The sequence below is a fragment of the Lysinibacillus sp. RU7 genome (assembly GCF_057837305.1).
The window spans coordinates 22,246-40,288 of the sequence record NZ_JBYQFK010000025.1 but is presented as its reverse complement, the minus strand read 5'-3'; the positions used below and the strand labels follow the sequence as shown (position 1 = coordinate 40,288).

At 38.9% G+C, this 18,043-nt stretch carries 18 protein-coding genes; 6 read left to right on the top strand and 12 right to left on the bottom strand.

Annotated elements, in window-relative coordinates; translation table 11 throughout:
- The first annotated feature begins 707 nt into the window (after nt 1-707).
- Complete coding sequence (locus AC3II9_RS16685) at nt 708-1,631, top strand: COX15/CtaA family protein (RefSeq protein ID WP_391366291.1); 924 nt, start codon at nt 708-710, stop codon at nt 1,629-1,631.
- A gap of 34 nt (nt 1,632-1,665) precedes the next feature.
- Here the strand turns inward: AC3II9_RS16685 and pyc are convergent, their stop codons facing one another.
- The 3 genes from pyc to AC3II9_RS16670 form a co-directional block, all read right to left on the bottom strand.
- Nucleotides 1,666-5,100 carry a pyruvate carboxylase gene (gene pyc, locus AC3II9_RS16680; protein ID WP_489157241.1) on the bottom strand — a complete coding sequence of 1,145 codons (3,435 nt, stop codon included), beginning with the start codon at nt 5,098-5,100 and terminating at the stop codon, nt 1,666-1,668.
- 14 nt (nt 5,101-5,114) lie between these two features.
- Nucleotides 5,115-6,296, bottom strand: coding sequence for an FtsW/RodA/SpoVE family cell cycle protein (locus tag AC3II9_RS16675; protein WP_489157239.1), 1,182 nt, complete (start codon nt 6,294-6,296; stop codon nt 5,115-5,117).
- A gap of 65 nt (nt 6,297-6,361) precedes the next feature.
- Nucleotides 6,362-6,643 (bottom strand): Fpa/YlaN family protein, encoded by a 282-nt coding sequence (locus AC3II9_RS16670; protein ID WP_391366288.1) that lies wholly within the window; start codon nt 6,641-6,643, stop codon nt 6,362-6,364.
- 174 nt (nt 6,644-6,817) lie between these two features.
- Between AC3II9_RS16670 and AC3II9_RS16665 the strand changes: the two genes are divergently transcribed.
- Complete coding sequence (locus AC3II9_RS16665) at nt 6,818-7,318, top strand: peptidyl-prolyl cis-trans isomerase (protein WP_391366287.1); 501 nt, start codon at nt 6,818-6,820, stop codon at nt 7,316-7,318.
- An 11-nt stretch (nt 7,319-7,329) separates the two neighbouring features.
- On the top strand, nt 7,330-7,533 hold the full coding sequence (locus AC3II9_RS16660; RefSeq protein WP_391366286.1) for a YlaI family protein: 204 nt from the start codon (nt 7,330-7,332) through the stop codon (nt 7,531-7,533).
- 35 nt (nt 7,534-7,568) lie between these two features.
- Here the strand turns inward: AC3II9_RS16660 and AC3II9_RS16655 are convergent, their stop codons facing one another.
- The 5 genes from AC3II9_RS16655 to typA form a co-directional block, all read right to left on the bottom strand.
- The gene (locus tag AC3II9_RS16655; protein ID WP_489157237.1) at nt 7,569-8,363 is read right to left on the bottom strand and encodes an ABC transporter permease; all 795 of its coding nucleotides are present in this window, start codon (nt 8,361-8,363) and stop codon (nt 7,569-7,571) included.
- Entirely contained in the window at nt 8,338-9,123 is a 786-nt protein-coding gene (locus AC3II9_RS16650) for an ABC transporter ATP-binding protein (RefSeq protein ID WP_489157235.1), read from the bottom strand. Before AC3II9_RS16650 ends, AC3II9_RS16655 begins: the two co-directional genes overlap by 26 nt.
- Before the next feature lies 1 nt (nt 9,124).
- Entirely contained in the window at nt 9,125-10,087 is a 963-nt protein-coding gene (locus AC3II9_RS16645) for an ABC transporter substrate-binding protein (protein WP_489157288.1), read from the bottom strand.
- A gap of 882 nt (nt 10,088-10,969) precedes the next feature.
- The gene (locus AC3II9_RS16640; protein ID WP_431029350.1) at nt 10,970-11,374 is read right to left on the bottom strand and encodes a YlaH-like family protein; all 405 of its coding nucleotides are present in this window, start codon (nt 11,372-11,374) and stop codon (nt 10,970-10,972) included.
- 26 nt (nt 11,375-11,400) lie between these two features.
- Entirely contained in the window at nt 11,401-13,251 is a 1,851-nt protein-coding gene (typA, locus tag AC3II9_RS16635) for a translational GTPase TypA (protein WP_489157233.1), read from the bottom strand.
- 124 nt (nt 13,252-13,375) lie between these two features.
- On the opposite strand from typA, the gene AC3II9_RS16630 reads away from it, so the two are divergent.
- The gene (locus AC3II9_RS16630; protein WP_489157231.1) at nt 13,376-13,594 is read left to right on the top strand and encodes a DUF5325 family protein; all 219 of its coding nucleotides are present in this window, start codon (nt 13,376-13,378) and stop codon (nt 13,592-13,594) included.
- A gap of 40 nt (nt 13,595-13,634) precedes the next feature.
- Here AC3II9_RS16630 and AC3II9_RS16625 read toward each other — a convergent pair whose 3' ends face one another.
- Nucleotides 13,635-14,426 carry an inositol monophosphatase family protein gene (locus tag AC3II9_RS16625; RefSeq protein ID WP_489157229.1) on the bottom strand — a complete coding sequence of 264 codons (792 nt, stop codon included), beginning with the start codon at nt 14,424-14,426 and terminating at the stop codon, nt 13,635-13,637.
- 140 nt (nt 14,427-14,566) lie between these two features.
- Entirely contained in the window at nt 14,567-14,764 is a 198-nt protein-coding gene (locus tag AC3II9_RS16620; RefSeq protein ID WP_391366279.1) for a hypothetical protein, read from the bottom strand.
- A gap of 122 nt (nt 14,765-14,886) precedes the next feature.
- On the opposite strand from AC3II9_RS16620, the gene AC3II9_RS16615 reads away from it, so the two are divergent.
- The gene (locus AC3II9_RS16615; protein WP_489157227.1) at nt 14,887-15,513 is read left to right on the top strand and encodes a YktB family protein; all 627 of its coding nucleotides are present in this window, start codon (nt 14,887-14,889) and stop codon (nt 15,511-15,513) included.
- Between the two features lie 136 nt (nt 15,514-15,649).
- A complete protein-coding gene (locus AC3II9_RS16610; protein ID WP_489157225.1) occupies nt 15,650-16,549 on the top strand; it encodes a ferrochelatase in 900 nt (299 codons plus the stop codon).
- A 79-nt stretch (nt 16,550-16,628) separates the two neighbouring features.
- Here the strand turns inward: AC3II9_RS16610 and AC3II9_RS16605 are convergent, their stop codons facing one another.
- Together AC3II9_RS16605 and AC3II9_RS16600 are read right to left on the bottom strand one after the other, a co-directional pair.
- Nucleotides 16,629-16,898, bottom strand: a complete 270-nt coding sequence (locus AC3II9_RS16605) for a UPF0223 family protein (protein ID WP_391366276.1) — start codon at nt 16,896-16,898, stop codon at nt 16,629-16,631.
- A 67-nt stretch (nt 16,899-16,965) separates the two neighbouring features.
- Nucleotides 16,966-17,925 (bottom strand): NAD(P)H-dependent flavin oxidoreductase, encoded by a 960-nt coding sequence (locus tag AC3II9_RS16600; RefSeq protein WP_489157223.1) that lies wholly within the window; start codon nt 17,923-17,925, stop codon nt 16,966-16,968.
- Nucleotides 17,926-18,043 lie beyond the last annotated feature (118 nt).

Here is an 18,043-nt window from a genome sequence, read left to right as displayed (position 1 = left end):
TTTGTCTAATTTCGATCTTTTCCAATACAAGCATTGAATAATTATGAAATAACTATTCATTTAATTTTCTCAGCCGAACGCCTCAAAGATTATGTCTCTAACTAGTCCCCACATGCTGGCACCAAGTAATGCCATAGATCAAAAATTTCACTTACAAATTATTAAGGACCGGCAACACGTGAATGAGTGGTGAGTATCCCATATTCAATATGTACACTGCAAATGAATAGAGAACTTGTTGAAAAGACAAACATTCCACTCAATGTGAAAAGTACAACTAAATTAGAATAGCCGCTTTCAATCTTTATGAATGCAAATAATTCCTTTACATCTGATGGCTTTTCCAATTCAGTATACAACTTCCCTAAAAGTTACCATTCCTTTCATTTTTGTAAGCATATTCCGCTATCATTAACTATATCGAAATTTGTCTATGATTTCTAGACGTTTGGTGAAATTTCGGTGAAAGTTTCATGAAATCGGAATGAAGCGAATCCGCGAGAAAACAACATATATATAGTAATCCATTTTCTACTATCATTTGTGAAAGTTAGGGTACGAATTTATGAACAATTTGTGAAATGGAAATCGTATCTAAAAACGGATTCTCGTTAGAAGTTGTCTTTTGCTACTTTATTCGCTATCATCTAAAACTAGAGACGCTTTTTAAGAGCGATGTTGATATTAGAAGTAGGTGGCACATTATAATGCAACATAGTAAATATTTGAAATGGCTAGCTGTAGCAGCAACATTAGGCATGCTGCTGATCCTTTTAGGAGGGGCGCTCGTTACAAAAACCGATAGTGGTTTAGGTTGCGGACGAAATTGGCCGGACTGTAACGGATCTCTTATCCCTAAAGAAATTACAACAGAAGTATTAATTGAATTTTCACACCGACTAGTAACAGGTTCTGTATCCATTTTCATCGTTGCTTTAGTTTTTTGGACTTGGCGCAAATTAGGTCATATTAAAGAAGTAAAGTTTTTAGGCTTTAACGCCATTTTCTTTCTTGTTGCACAAGCGCTGATTGGCGCTGCACAAGTATTATGGGGGCAAGGGGATTTCATTTTAGCATTGCACTTTGGTATTTCTCTAATCTCATTTGCTGCCGTGCTATTACTTTCTTTAATAGTATTTGAAGTAGATACAAAGTTTGATGCAGACCAAGTATTCATTGCACCTAAATTAAAATGGCATATTATTGGGGTTACAATCTATTCTTATATCGTCGTGTATACGGGAGCACTTGTACGTCATACAGACTCAAGCTTAGTTTGTCCAGATTGGCCGTTCTGTCGCAATGATCAGCCATTTGCATTGCCATATAATATGTATGAGTGGGTTCAAATGGGGCACAGATTTGCTGTATTGCTCATCTTCATTTGGATACTGTACATTACACTTCATGTCGTGAAAAACTACAAAGAGCAACGCGTGATTTACTGGGGCTGGATTATCGCATTCATTATTGTCATACTACAAGTATTAGCCGGCATGTTAGTCGTTTTAACAAAATTAAATTTGACTGTATCACTATTACACTCTTTGTTTATTTCATTACTATTTGGCTTGTTCTGCTATATGATTTTACTTGTCTATCGCAGCAATCAAAACGAAAAATTAAAATAAGAGTACGAGGTTTGAAACCTCGTACTCTTATTTTTTATGTTAATTCAATTAATAGGTCACCTGTGGAAATGGCATCTCCTGCTGAAGCATATACTTCTTTGACAATCCCATCTTTTGGTGCTTGTACAGTCGTTTCCATCTTCATCGCTTCGGTAATCAACAAGTGATCGCCACGCTTCACTGAACTCCCTTTCGATACAACAACTTTTAGTACTGTACCCGGCATTGTCGCACCGATTTGATTTGGATTGGACGGATCTGCTTTTAATGCAATACTGCCATCGACTTCTACCGTCATATCTTGAATGACCAGTTCACGTGATTGACCGTTTAACTCGAAGTACATAACGCGCGTACCGTCATGTTGCGGTTCACCAATTGACACTAACTTCACAATTAACGTTTTGCCTTTCTCGATCTCTACCTCAATTTCTTCTCCTAGCTTTAAGCCATATAAAAACGTCGGCGTATCAAGCACTGAAATATCGCCAAATAAATCGACAGTTTTAGCATACTCCTCAAATACTTTCGGATATAGTGCATAGGCAAGCACGTCTTTATTTGTGACGTCACGCCCTATTTTTTCCGCTAAGTCTTTCGCTAATTGCTCAAAGTCAACAGGTGCAAGTAATTCTCCTGGACGCACTGTAATGGCTTCACGATCTTTTAAAACTACTTGTTGTAGTTTTTCTGGGAAACCACCATGTGGTTGACCTAAATAGCCTTGGAAAAATTCGATAACCGAATCTGGGAAATCCAATGTTTGTCCACGCTCATCAATATTGTCTTCATCTAAGTTATTTTGCACCATAAACAATGCCATATCGCCTACCACTTTCGAAGACGGTGTCACTTTCACGATATCCCCAAACATCATATTCACGCGCGAGTACATCGTTTTGACTTCATCCCAACGGTCACCAAGTCCTACTGCTTTTGCTTGTTGCTGTAAGTTACTGTATTGGCCACCTGGCATTTCGTGTACGTAAATTTCCGAATGAGGTGCATTCATACCACTTTCAAAGTCAACATAGTATTTACGCACATCTTCCCAGTAGTAAGAAAGCTTTTCAAGTGACGCAATGTCCGCTCGTACTTGACGCTCGCTTCCTTTCATCGCATAGTAGAGCGAGTTTGCACTTGGTTGTGATGTTAAGCCCGCCATTGAACCGAGTGCCGTATCAATAATGTCGACCCCTGCTTCAATCGCTTTGGCATATAAGTAAATCCCGTTACCACTTGTATCATGCGTATGCAAGTGAATTGGTAAGCTTGTTGCCTCTTTTAATTCGGAGATTAAACGATAAGCTGCCTCTGGTTTTAAAAGTCCCGCCATATCTTTAATCGCTAAAATATGTGCACCTGTATTTTCTAACGCACGTGCCATCTCTTTATAGTACTGTACTGTATATTTCGCACGTGTATCATCTAAAAGATCGCCCGTATAACAAATGGCTGCTTCTGCAACCTTCCCTGTGTTACGCACTTCATCAATGGCTACTTCCATTCCTTTGATCCAGTTGAGTGAATCAAAAATACGGAATACATCAATACCAGATGCCGCTGATTCCTGAATAAATGCCCGAATTAAATTATCTGGATAGTTTGTATAACCAACTGCATTGGCACCACGTAATAACATTTGGAACAGTACATTCGGCACTTGTTTACGTAGTTTTTCAAGACGTGCCCACGGATCTTCTTTTAAAAAGCGGTACGCTACATCAAATGTAGCCCCTCCCCACATTTCAAGCGAGAAGTAATTGTGCATGAGACGACTCGTTGCATCTGCAATTTGGAACATATCTTGCGAGCGCACGCGTGTTGCTAGAAGGGATTGATGTGCATCACGGAATGTCGTATCCGTTAATAGCACATCTTCTTGCGCCTTAATCCATTCCACTAACCCATCCGCACCGTGCTCATCTAAAATTTGCTTTGTACCTAATGGTGGCGGTATGAGCAAATCAATTTTCGGTTGCTCTGGTTGTGTAAAAATAGGCTTTGCTTGTTTTTCTACACCTGGGAAGCCGTTTAATGTAACATTACCAATATAGCTAAGCAGCTTTGTACCACGGTCTTTTCGTACTGGGAACACAAATAATTCAGGGGTTGAATCGATAAAACTTGTATCGAATGTTCCTGTTAAAAATTTTTCATGTAGTACAACATTTTCTAAAAATGGGATATTCGTTTTAACGCCTCGAATACGGAATTCACTTAAGTTTCGGCTCATCTTCGCTGCGGCCTCATTAAATGTCATACCCCAAGTCGAAATTTTGACAAGTAACGAGTCGTAATAAGGGGTAACAACCGCACCTTGGAATCCGTTACCTGCATCTAGACGAACGCCAAAGCCACCACTTGAACGATACACCATTAACTTTCCTGTATCCGGCATAAAATCATTTTTCGGATCTTCCGTCGTCACACGTGATTGAATCGCATATCCGAATAGCGGGATTTCTTGTTGTGCTGGAATATTAATTTCAGGTGAATGAAGGGTATAACCAGCTGCAACTTTAATTTGCGCATGCACGATATCTACACCCGTAATCATTTCCGTAATGGTATGTTCTACTTGGATACGCGGGTTTACTTCGATAAAGTAGAAATGATCGCCAGCTACTAAAAACTCCACTGTGCCTGCATTCACATAGCCTACATTTTTCATTAGTTTTACAGCTGCATCACAAATTTGATTACGCAGTTGTGTTGAAATCGAATTCGATGGTGCAATCTCAACAACCTTTTGATGACGTCGTTGAATAGAACAATCGCGCTCATATAAATGCACAATATTCCCTGCTGTATCACCAATAATTTGTACTTCAATATGCTTTGGTTTTATAATGGCCTTTTCTACATACACCTCATCAGAACCAAATGCTGCCTTTGCCTCTGATTTAGCCCGTTCATAGGAAGAAGCCAGTTCTTCTTTCGTTTGCACGAGACGCATCCCACGGCCACCACCACCAAGGGCTGCTTTAATCATAATTGGATAGCCGTACGCCTCACCAAATGCAGCAACCTCTTCCAGATTTGCTACTGGACCGTCTGTACCCGGAATGACAGGAATGTCTGCTAAAATCGCTTGTTCACGCGCTTTTACTTTGTCGCCAAACATGTCGAGATGTTTAGATGTTGGCCCGATGAACAAAATGCCTTCTTCTTCACAGCGGCGTGCAAACTCCACATTTTCAGATAAAAAGCCATACCCTGGATGAATCGCATCAACACCAGCATCCTTTGCAATCGCAAGAATTCCTTCAATGTCTAAATAGGCATCAATCGGCTTTTTTCCTACTCCTACAATATACGCTTCATCCGCTTTGTAACGATGAAAGGCACCGCTATCCTCACGCGAATAAATAGCCACCGTTTTCAACTTTAGTTCCGTACACGCTCGGAAAATACGGATGGCAATCTCCCCTCGATTTGCGACCAACACTTTGTGAATGTGTGTCATTTCTCCTCAACCCCCTATAATAGCTTTTTTTTATCTTTCTTATAGTACATAGAGACATTAATTAAAATGCCCATCGCTAAAGAAAGCATCAATATAGAAGTACCGCCGTAGCTTATAAAAGGTAGCGTTACTCCGGTTAACGGGATTACTCCCGATACACCCCCTAGATTTACAAAGGTTTGAAACCCAATCCAACTGCCAATTCCACCTGCAATCATACGTGCTAGTGGATCTTTTGTAGTCATTGCAATATAGAAACTGCGAAGAACAATCAATCCAATACCACCAATGACGATGGCTACCCCAAGGATTCCTAATTCTTCTGCAATAATTGCCATAATAAAATCATTTTGTGGTTCCGGTAAATACCCTAGCTTTTGAATGGATTGACCAAGTCCTACCCCTTCTAAACCACCTTGCCCAATCGCTAAATACCCATTAATCACTTGGTAACCAGACCCTTGTTCATATGCAAACGGATTTGACCAAACTTGTAATCGTCCTAATCGACTAGCATTAAAAATAGAATCATGCTTAAAGAGTGCTAATGCACCGGCCAGGACGCCACCGAATGCACTTAATACAGTAAAGAACCGAAATAATGACTTTCCTCGTATACCACTTAAAAAAACAACCGAAATAGCAATCATAAAAATAATAATGAATGCCCCTAAGTCTGTTTCTAAGCCGACACTCAACAAAATAATGAGCCAAATCGCAATTGGATAACCGATATCATTTGGTTTTACATATTGAATGGATTTTTCTTTTAAACTTTTTTTATAAAAAGAACCTGCTATATATAAAATAATAAATAGTTTGGCATATTCAGAAGGCTGGAACGACATCCCCAACAATCGAATCCAACTTTGTGAACCTGTTTCCTCACGACCAAATCCATCGACATTTAACCAAACAAGTAAAATTGCCATCATAGCCATACCAAAAAGCATGACGAATTTATTACTGTAATGCTTGTACGGGAAAAAGGCACCGATACAAAATATAACTGCAGCAACAACTAAATTGATTACTTGCTTTCGATAAAAGTAGTCGGGTGTTCCATCCTCATACATAATGCCCACCATCATGCCCGCACTGTAAATCATGACTAATCCGAATAAACATAAAAATACGTATGTAAAAAATAACAAATAATCAAAGTTCCTGAAGTATGTTGCGAAATATTTTTTCATTATTTTAACCCTCATTTTAGAAAAAAAACTCAAACCGCATTATACATGCGTTTGAGTTTTTTCTGTTATTTGTCTGTATATGCATCATGCAGTAAGGATAACTCTTTTTCCAAAGCATCAAGAATGTCCTTACCTTGTTCACGCTCAATAAGACCTACCTTTACGGCAAAGTCAATTTCACGCGATAAGCCAAACATTTGTGTATCTAACACTTCTTCGTATAAAGGACATTGTGGCATCGTTAAATTATCCATTTGTACTTTAATTAAACGAGCAATTTTACCTGCATCTGTTTGTAACTGCTCTAATGCTTTCTCCTGGAAGGAAGCTTGTGATTTAGTATCCATGAGGACGCCCCCATTATCTGATATTTCTTCGACTCTATCTTAATAAAGTTTATCTTTTCAAGGGTAAAAATGCAAGTGTCTTTGCATATAGACGCAAACTTCATTTAAATGTTTCTTATTTTATAAAAAAGGCGTTATACTGTATGAGGATATATTATAAAAGGAGGATTTTTGATGAACTCAATCATTCCTATTAAAGGTGCGGTTACATATTCGCTAACACTGGATCCAACCGTTTGGATTTTCGATGACCGCCGCCTTGATTTAACAACTTATTTTGTCACAGAAAAAGCACCTGATAATACAGAAGAAAAATATTTAGCCGATGTTGGTGCACACTGGTCACGTGAAATTATGGAAGGTGCCGTTTTCCCTCCGACCTTAAAAACAGAACGTAAATTTGACCGTAAAGGGATGCTAACAGGGACATTTGGCATGGCAATTAGCCCTTTCCTAAAAAATGCAGAAATTAAACCAGAAGCGACACAAATCGTATTCGAATGCGCCAATGGGGAGGAGCATGTCTTCTCCATTGAAGAAGCAAAAACAATCATTTTCAAATTTAGTCAAGACGGCAAACCGATTACAGATGGTGGTCCGGTTCACTTATTATTTGATGATGGTTCAAACGTTGACAACCCGATTAAAGAGGTTATCGCGATTCGTGTTCAATAAGGAGGAATAGCATGCGCGTCAAATGCGTCATTTGTGATTCAATCCACCAGCTATCAGATGATTTGCCCCTAGCAAAAAAATTACGCAATCGTCCTATTCATACGTATATGTGTGAGCCATGTAGCGAACGAATTGCCGAAAAAACAGAACAACGCATTGCAACAGGCAAATTCAAATTTTACCGCACCTCTTCAAAGATTGATGAAGAATTTTAAATACTAAAAACCCTTGAGCATGCTCAAGGGTTTCTTTATCCGTTCCTCACCAATTTCTTTTCTAGTAGCTCTACAACCTGATACATAATTGTTGCAAAAATAGCGATGATCACAAGCGACATTAAGACAAGATTGAAATTAAATACTTGGAAGCCGTAAATAATTAAATAACCAAGTCCCTGTTTCGAGACAAGAAATTCCCCCACGATGACCCCTACCCAAGATAGCCCAACATTTACCTTTAATGTTGAAATAATTGTCGGAAAGGATGCAGGTAGAACGGCCTCTTTAAACATTTGCAGCCTGCTTGCATTAAACGTTTGCAGCACCTTCAAATAATTTCCGTCTACCCCTTTAAAAGCTGTATAAATAACAATCGTTGAGATAATGACCGAAATAATAGCCCCCATTGTAATAATCGATGTCATACCTGGTCCTAGTGCCACGATTAAAATAGGGCCTAGCGCTACTTTAGGCATCGCATTGAGTATGACTAAATACGGATCTAGCACTTTCGATAAAAAAGATGACCACCAAAGAATAGCTGCTAATATTGTGCCGAGCAGTGTACCGATAATAAAGCCCAGTACGGTTTCAAATAATGTAATACCAATATGCGCAAATAAAGTGCCATCCTGAATCTTATCGATAAATAACGCGCCGATTTTTAATGGTGAACTAAAAATGAGCTGATCAATCCACTGCCATCTAGAAGCGAGCTCCCATAGACCGATAAAACCAATTAATATTACAAGTTGAAAAAAACGAATCAATCGCTTTTCTTTTATTAATGATTTTTTATATTCATTGTGAAGTGTTTCCGTGTTCAAGACTTTCAAGCTCCTTCCAAATCATTTGGAATAGCGTAGAGTAGGTTGGATGGGCACGAGCTTTAAATGGTGTTAAACGCTTTAACTCTTCTGGTACTTCAAATGTTTTATATACTCTTCCTGGTCGAGCTGAAAAGATAAAGATTCGATCACTCATCGCAATTGCTTCGCCAATATCATGTGTGACGAGGATCGCTGTTTTGCCAAATGCCTTCAACATTTCGGACACTAAATCTTCTAACTTTAATTTTGATTGATAGTCAAGTGCAGAAAACGGTTCATCTAATAGTAATATTTTTGGATCAACTGCCAATGTTCTAGCTAACGCTACCCGCTGCCTCATCCCACCAGAAAGCTCTCTAGGAAATTTTTGCCCGATATGCGGTAGCCCAATCATCTTTAATAAGCGGGCCGTAATTTCTTGTATTTGTTCTTGTTCTTTATTTAAAAGCGTGAGTCCTAATGCAATATTTTCTTCAATGGTTTTCCAAGGGAATAAATAATCTTGTTGCAACATATAGCCGATTGACAAGTAATCATTTTCGTAAACGGGTTGTTCTTCAATTAAAACTGTTCCCGTTGTTGGAGGGAATAAACCAGCAATAATCGATAAAAGCGTTGTCTTCCCGCATCCACTAGGACCTAAAAAAGAGATAAATTCACCTTTTTGAATGGATAAATGAATATTTTGTAATGCTTCTGTCGCCGTTTCAGTTGAAAAATACGTATGATGTACATTGTTAACTGTTAAAAACTCCATATTACTTCGTTACTTTCTCTGCAAATGAAGTATCCACGAGCTCATTGTAATCCATCCGTCTTGGCAACTCGCCCGCTTCTTCCATAACATCTTGTAAATTGTTCCATTCTTCTTCATCTAAAATTGGATCTTTTGCATAGGATTCTTGGGCTCTATAACGTTCTACAACCGTTGCAATCAGCTCTACATCTGTATCCTCAAAGAACGGTTGAATCGCTTTGGCTACATCTTCCGCGCTATTTTCATACACCCAGTCTTGGGCTTTTTTAATCGCTCTTGTAAACTTCTCTACCGTTTCAGGATCACTATCAATAAAGCTCGCTTTCGTCATAAATGTTGTATATGGTAAATGACCCGACTCTGTACCGAATGACGCTACAATATGGCCTCTTCCTTCTTTTTCGAATACAGAGGCAGTCGGTTCAAATAATTGAACATAATCACCCGTACCCGATGCAAAAGCAGAGGCAATATTAGCAAAGTCTACGTTTTGAATCAATTCAAGGTCATTGTGTGGGTCAATGCCATGTTTCTTTAAGACGAATTCGCCCGCCATTTGTGGCATACCACCTTTACGCTGCCCTAAGAAAGTAGAATCTTTTAACATATCCCAAGAAAATTGTTCTATTTTCTCACGTGCTACTAAAAATGTCCCGTCTGTTTGCGTAAGCTGGGCAAAGTTTTTAATTGGATCATTTGCCCCTTGAGCGGTTACATAAATCGATGTTTCCGAGCCGACAAGGGCGATATCGATGCCATCAGATAGTAAAGCCGTCATTGTCTTGTCACCACCAGGGATTGTCGTTAACTCGACATTCAAGCCTTCTTCTTCAAAAAAGCCTTTTTCAATTGCTACATATTGAGGGGCATAAAAAATAGAGCGCGTGACCTCACCAACTTTCACATCTTGCAGTTCTTTCTCGCCGCACGCTGACAGAACGAGAAGCAACATCAATGTGAACATCACAACAAAACCAGATTTCACGAATCTTTTCACGACTATCCTCCTCTAAATAATAGGGTCTTTTATCTAGAGTAGGTTATGCAAAATCGCCTAAAAGGGTGCCTTGATAGAAATCTGTATTTATTACTCGTAATGAGCAAAAACGTACCCTAAAAATACCAGTTGAATAGTGAAGGTATTTATCATAGCCTCCGCGCTTTGCCACAGCCTACACAGGAGCTAAAACAGGCGTGGCCTGTTTGGATCTCCTGTTACGGCTCCTGTGGCTATGGCGCGCTACGGCAAAAGTGAATACTTCTCGATATGCTAGAAAAATATTTCTCTTATCTATATAGAAGTCTATATAGAAGGCATTTGTTTTTTAGAGTGAGAAAGAGTATTTGAAATAGGTGAATGCACTCCCTTTGTTAAATTAGCCTACTTTTTTAACTCTAAATTTTAAAAACCGACTATATAAAAGAAATCATTTTCTTTCTATTTGCAAGTGTAATTACCCAGTCTCTACCGTAATGAATGAGAATCTTTCTTTATTTTTAGCCAGGTGTGTTGATTAACAAAATATTCCTTTATAGAAGCTTGTTTTTTAGTAAAACGTAATCAAAAATGACTTGCCAGTTGATTGAAGCGGAATCGGCGAGACTCCTACGGGAAAAACATGAGCTGAAGACCCCGCAGGAGCGAGGTACGAGCGACGAGGAGGCTGAGGCCATGCCCGTGGAAAGCGAGCCGAATGGAGCGGAAATCAACGTTTCACAAGATTGCATTAACAATAAAAGGTAAATCAACACGCTTGTTTTTTTGTCTTTATAAAACCCATGCTCTATCCTAAGCTACTAAAAAAGCTCGAATCTCCTATCTTAAAGGAGATTCGAGCTTTTTGAATTATTTTGCTACAGCTTTTTGCTCTTCACGTTTCTCACGCCATAAGCGCGATTTATAGACGATTAAAATCAACGCTGCAACAATTAACCCTTCCACCATTGGCAGGAAAAAGGCGAAGAATGTCAGCATAATACATCCTAAAAATAGGAATATATAAATAATAGCATTTTGCCATAGCGGTAATGTTTTTGCGAAGCCTAGTTTATATACAATCGCCGATAAGACAAATATAAGCGCTAACGTAATATAACCTGGAATCGTATAATCAACCGCACCTGACGCATCTACCGTCGCTAAATTTTCATAAATATAGCGCGTAATACCAGACATTCTACTATAAACTTGCGTTATTTCATCAGTAGGTGCAGATGCTTGAATAAAGTTTAGTGCTAAATTCAACAACATCCTTCATCCTTTCTTTTGATACGCTTTTACTGCTCCATTTCAGCGTATTTTTTCTTTTTCGCAATACGTTCACGTTCATTTTTATCTAAAATTTGTTTACGTAAACGAATTGACTCTGGTGTTACCTCTAAGTACTCATCATCACTTAAATATTCTAACGCTTCTTCAAGTGTCATAAGACGAGGTTTTTTAATCACGTTTGTTTGGTCTTTATTCGCAGAACGAATATTTGTTTTTTGCTTTTGTTTTGTAATATTTACTGTGATGTCGTTTTCGCGTGTATTTTCACCAACGATCATCCCTTCGTAAACTTCTGTACCTGGTTCCACAAATAGTGTACCACGGTCTTCCACACCCATCATACCATAAGTTGTTGATTTACCGTTCTCCATTGATACAAGTACACCTTGGTGACGGCCTCCCACTTTACCTGCTACAACTGGTTGGTACGAATCAAACGTATGGTTAATGATACCAAAACCTTTTGTTAACGACATGAACTCTGTTGAGTAACCAATTAAGCCACGCGCTGGTACGTTGAAAATAATACGTACTTGCCCGTTACCATTGTTAACCATGTCTAACATTTCACCTTTACGTGTACCAAGTGACTCGATAATAGAACCTACGCAATCTTCTGGTACATCTACTTGTACACGTTCGATTGGTTCACATTTCACACCATCTACTTCTTTAATAATTACTTGTGGTTTCGACACTTGTAACTCAAAGCCTTCACGACGCATGTTTTCGATTAGAATCGATAAGTGTAATTCACCACGACCTGATACTGTCCAAGCATCCGGTGAATCTGTATCTTCAACGCGAAGTGATACGTCCGTTTGCAGTTGTGCACGTAAACGCTCTTCAATTTTAGAAGATGTTACCCATTTCCCTTCACGCCCAGCAAATGGTGAGTTATTGACTAAAAATGTCATTTGTAATGTTGGTTCATCAATACGTAATGGCGGTAGCGCTTCTTGATGCTCAGCAGGACAAACTGTTTCGCCTACGTTAATATCTTCCATACCCGAAACGGCGATTAAGTCACCCGCTTTGGCTGTTTGTACTTCCTCACGTTTTAAACCGAAGAAGCCGAAAATTTTCGTTACACGGAAGTTTTTCACTGTGCCATCAAGCTTCATTAATGCTACTTGCTGACCAACAGAAATCGTCCCACGGAATACACGGCCAATACCGATACGACCGACGAAGTCATTATAATCAAGTAATGCTACTTGGAATTGTAATGGCTCATCTGAATTATCCACTGGGGCTGGAATATGCTCAATGATTTGCTCAAATAAGCACTGCATGTTCTCTTCTTGATTTGCTGGGTTTGAATCTAATGAAGCCGTCCCATTCACACCTGAAGCATACACAACAGGGAAGTCTAATTGATCGTCATTTGCATCTAGTTCGATTAATAACTCTAACACTTCGTCTACTACTTCTTCTGGACGAGCTGAATCTTTATCGACTTTGTTCACTACAACGATTGGCGTTAAATTTTGCTCTAGTGCTTTCTTTAATACAAAGCGTGTTTGTGGCATACAGCCTTCATAAGCGTCTACTACGAGTAAAACGCCGTCTACCATTTTAAGGATACGTTCTACTTCTCCACCGAAGTCTGCGTGTCCTGGTGTATCTAAAATGTTAATACGTGTGCCATTATAGTTAACAGCTGTATTTTTTGCTAAAATCGTAATACCGCGCTCACGTTCGATATCATTTGAGTCCATTGCACGTTCTTCTACTTGTTCATTCGAACGGAATGTCCCTGATTGTTTTAATAATTGGTCTACTAGCGTCGTTTTCCCATGGTCAACGTGCGCGATAATTGCAATGTTACGTAAATCTTGACGTAAATTTGTCATTATTCCACTCCATATTCTTTTTTCAGTTGTTTAACTGTGCTATTATAGCATATGTAGACACAAATGTCTTTTTGGAAATTGAACATTGTTCTCTTAATATAGTATCTTTAGAGGAGGATTTCTCATGAATAAAGCAAAACTTGTCATGTTTATTTACGCACTCGCAGCGATGCTTTCGATGATTGGCATCGGCTTCTCCGTATCTTTTGTATTTATGGCTGGAACAGATAAATACGATACGGCTGGCATGATTGGGATTATCGCTTGCATTATCGCCACGTGTGTGATCTTTATAATGGGTATGAAACAAAAGAAAAAGTTCGTACAAGCAGGTCTTTTATAATTGATAAAAGCCACCAAATGTGTAAATTTGGTGGCTTTCTTTATTTCTGTTCGATATAGTTTTCTAGGATGAGTTGATGAATAGACGGATTGGCAATGATAAACGTATCAGATTGCATTAAATCAAAACCAGTCCCCTCTAAATTAGTTGCGATTGCGCCAACTTCTTGTGCAATAATGATGCCACCCGCAATATCCCAAGGAGCTAGCCGCATCGAAATATACCCATCTAGTTTACCGCTCACCACAAAGGCAATTTCCATTGCAGCTGAGCCGTATGAACGCGTACCACGTACTGTTCGAATAAGTTCGATTAATTTTTCATGATTGATTTTAGGATTCGGTGTTACCCAACTCGCATTAATCCCAATCACTGCTTCTTCAATTTTTAATGGTTGCAGCTTACGCATCGGTGAATCGTTGTACCAAGCGCCTTCCCCTGCAATGGCATAAAATAAATCCTCACGCATTACATCGAATATGTACCCAAGTTTTCCAATACCATCAATGTAAATCCCAACCGTAATCATAAAATGGCGATGTTGCTTAACAAAGTTCATCGTGCCATCGATTGGGTCAATAATCCAAACAACCCCCGCTAAAGAGTCCGGTCTTTCCCCCATCCCTTCTTCTCCAATAATTTTATGTGTCGGGTCAAATGCATGAATTTGTTCAATAAAAAAAAGCTCTGTTTCACGATCAATATTCGTTACTAAATCATTCGCATTCGATTTTGTTTCAACTTCTAAATCATATGTAAATGATTCTCGTATACGTTTTCCCGCCTCGAAAATAACCCCTTTTGCAAATGCATCTAATCGCTTTAAATCCACTGTGTAACCACCTTCCTCTTCCCTGTTTTCATCTATATAATGAATGAATATAAATTTGCACTATATGTTTAGTATAACAAAAAATCACTTGCTGTCCGAACACTCAGCAAGTGATTTTTTAGTTTGGTATGAATTTTTTGCTATGCATATGCATGGAGACCTTCTAATTCCTCATGAATTTCCTTTAACCGCTTTTTAGCCTTTTCCATCTCTACATTGTCTTGATCCTTCATCGCAACATACAAAGATGCGAGCTCATAATCCAGCTCTAGACGCAAAATTTGCTCATATTGCTTTTCAATATCAACTTTGCGTATAATTTTAATCATCTGTTTCATTTTCCATCACTTCCTTAGCATTTTTTTGCAACACTTTTTGACATTATGGAAAGTGTGTGTTATATGATTTTTTCCCAAAAACTTATTAAAATAAACCTAAAAATCGAAAGGAGTTATTAATTTTGAGCAATGTACAGTGGACGGCGGAGGATTTTAATGTTTTTCAAATAAATGGTTTAGATGAGCGCATGGAAGCATTGACTACTATTGTTCGTCCTAAATTCCATACACTAGGTGAAATCTTTTCCAATTATTTAAGTATTAAAACTGGAGATGAATTTTTCCATCACGTTGCCAAGCATGCACGTCGAACTGTCAATCCTCCAAAAGATTCTTGGGTAGCTTTTGCCCCTTATAAACGAGGCTACAAAGCATTACCGCATTTTCAAATTGGTTTGTGGAATAGTCATTTATTTATTGTGACCGCTATCATTTACGAAGCACCTCAAAAAGCTGAGATGGCCAAACGCTTATTGCAAAATATCGATGCATTTAATCAATTAAGTGATGATTACATTATTTCAGGTGATCATATGTCCCCAGATGCCATAAAATTAGGGGAAGCACGTAGTGAAAAACTTGAGACACTTATTATACGCTTGCGCGATGTAAAAAAAGGTGAACTATTAGTAGGTCGACATATCGTAGCTGACGATGCAATTAACCTTTCTTCTGATGAGTTTATGCAATTCACGAAAAAAACATTCGATGATTTACTGTTAATTTACAATATTTTCGTTGGAAAATAATTATTTTATTAACAGATGTGCGGAATAATGACATATCTGTTAATTATTTTTTTAAACACGTTGAAAATGATTATCATTTAAGTGCGCAATTTAAATTATATTGTATATACTATGAGTTGAAAGGAGTATACAACACATGATTGGTATCATTTATTATGCATATGGTGCACCAACATCAATCGATGATGTTCGTACATATTTTAGCCATATTCTCAATGGCAAGCCTGTTCCAGCACCGATGATGGAACAAATTGAGGCATCGTTTAAAAAGTCTGGATTCCCAGATTTCATTGCCTCTTCTACCCAACGGATTGCTAAAGGTTTAGAAAGCTTACTCAATCGTCGTCTAGAGGAGCCTGTAAAAGTTTACAATGCCTATAAACATACCACACCATTCGTGCAGGAGGCTGTAAAACAAGCACTAAATGACGGTGTAACGACAATCGTTACATTACCCATTAACCCGATTTTCTCTGCATCTGGTGGTGGCGCAGTACATCAAGAAGTAGCGGATTTAGTTGCACAAAACAATATCAAACATATCGCTATTACAGATTGGCATACAGATGAAGGGATTGTGAATGTTTATGCTGAACGTGTAACACGTGCATTGCATTGGTTACCACTTGCAGCACAGGACAATGCCCACATCTTATTTACTGTGCATAGCCAACCAATTGATCCAGAACGCAATGCGATCTATGTGAAGCAATTTACAGAGCTAGCAACAGCAATTGCTGCTAAGTCGAATATTCATAACTTCCATCTTACTTATCGTTCTTCTGGCGGGAAAGCAAATTGGCTAGAGCCAGATGTAAAAGATAAAATTCGTGCACTACATGCTTCAGGTAGCACTGGCTTTGTCACATGTGAGCTACTATCACTCACTGCCGATGTCGAATCTTACTTTGAGATTGGTGAGCAGTGCCAACAATTATGCCACGAATTAGGCGTCCCATTTGCAGTAGCAGAATTCCCTGGCGATAGCTTTGATACAGTGTATGCACTCGCTACTCTAGTTGCATCACGTATATAGACTTTTAGAAAAAAATATCTAAGCAATTCACGTAAAAAGGTGTAGTAATCGTCCCTCACGATTACTACACCTTTTGTCTTTATAGACGAATGATTTGTCCGTCTGCTGATTCTTTAGCCATTTTTACCGCTTTATAACCCACATAGCCACTCGCTTGCTCAAATTCACGGAAAATGGTTTTCTCCTCTGCTTGCGACGGAACAATTTCTTTAAAACGGCGATACCTCGCCATAAATACTTCACGCTTAATACCCTTTTCATGCGCTGCTTCGATTGCCTCAAAAAAATGTACAACGTCTACCATTTCTTGCGTTGTCCAATCCGTTGATAATGGATACGAATATTCCATGCTGTAACCTACCTTCGTTGTTCTTTCTAGCCATTTTCACCTATAAATCGATAATGGCCTTTCTGTATTACTGCCCCCATTTTAAACGGATTTCTGTAGCCTGTACAACCATTCGCTCGATGAGTTCCGCTGCGCTTGGGATATCATGAATCATGCCAGTTACTTGACCAGCCCAGCCAAACCCTTGTGCTATATCGCCATCATAAATATAGCGTCTATTTGCTTTGCCACTAATATAATCTTTCAATGCCTCATACGTTGGTGTTTCACTTTCAATTTTTAAAATTTGCTCCGTAAAGTCATTCCGAAGTGCCCTTGCTGGTGCACCGATTGAACGCTTGATCACCGTCGTATCCGTTTCTGCACTGTTTAATAACGCTTGCTTGTACACATCAGATGCATGCACACATTCCTTTGTCGCAATAAATCGTGTACCCATTTCAATCCCTTCTGCACCAAGCGCATGTGCGGCCATCCAGCCACGCCCATCGCCGATCCCTCCAGAGGCTATAACTGGAATCGATACACTATCTACTACTTGTGGTACAAGTACCATCGTCCCCACATCATCACGTCCTAAATGACCTCCTCCTTCTTGTCCAACGACCATCACCGCATCGGCACCTAACTCTTCTGCTTTTTGTGCTTGACGACGTGCTGCGACTAATACAAGCTTTTTACAATCGCTCCCCTCCAAAATATCGAAAATAGGGGCTGGGTTACCTCCTGTCATTGTCACAACAGGTACATTCATTTCTTTTGCAACTTCAACCATCGGCTCGTACCCTTTACCATACATACCAATGGCAAAGTTCACCCCAAATGGCTTGTCCGTTAACGTACGTACTTTTTCAATTTCTTCTCTTAGCGCTTCTGGCGATGGTAAACTCATTGCTGTAATTTGACCAAGTCCACCTGCATTGGATACAGCTGCAGCTAAGTCCGCATACGCTAAGTATGCAAGTCCACCCTGAATAATTGGATATTTTATTTTTAATAATTTTGTTATACGTGTCTCCCAATTCATTAAAATGACCCCTTTTTCTTTTAAATTTTTTTATTCGCTATTAAAGTAAGACGAATTTTCTAACTTTATATATAGTCACATGATGCAATAGGTGCTATAATTCATTTGTTTTTAAAAA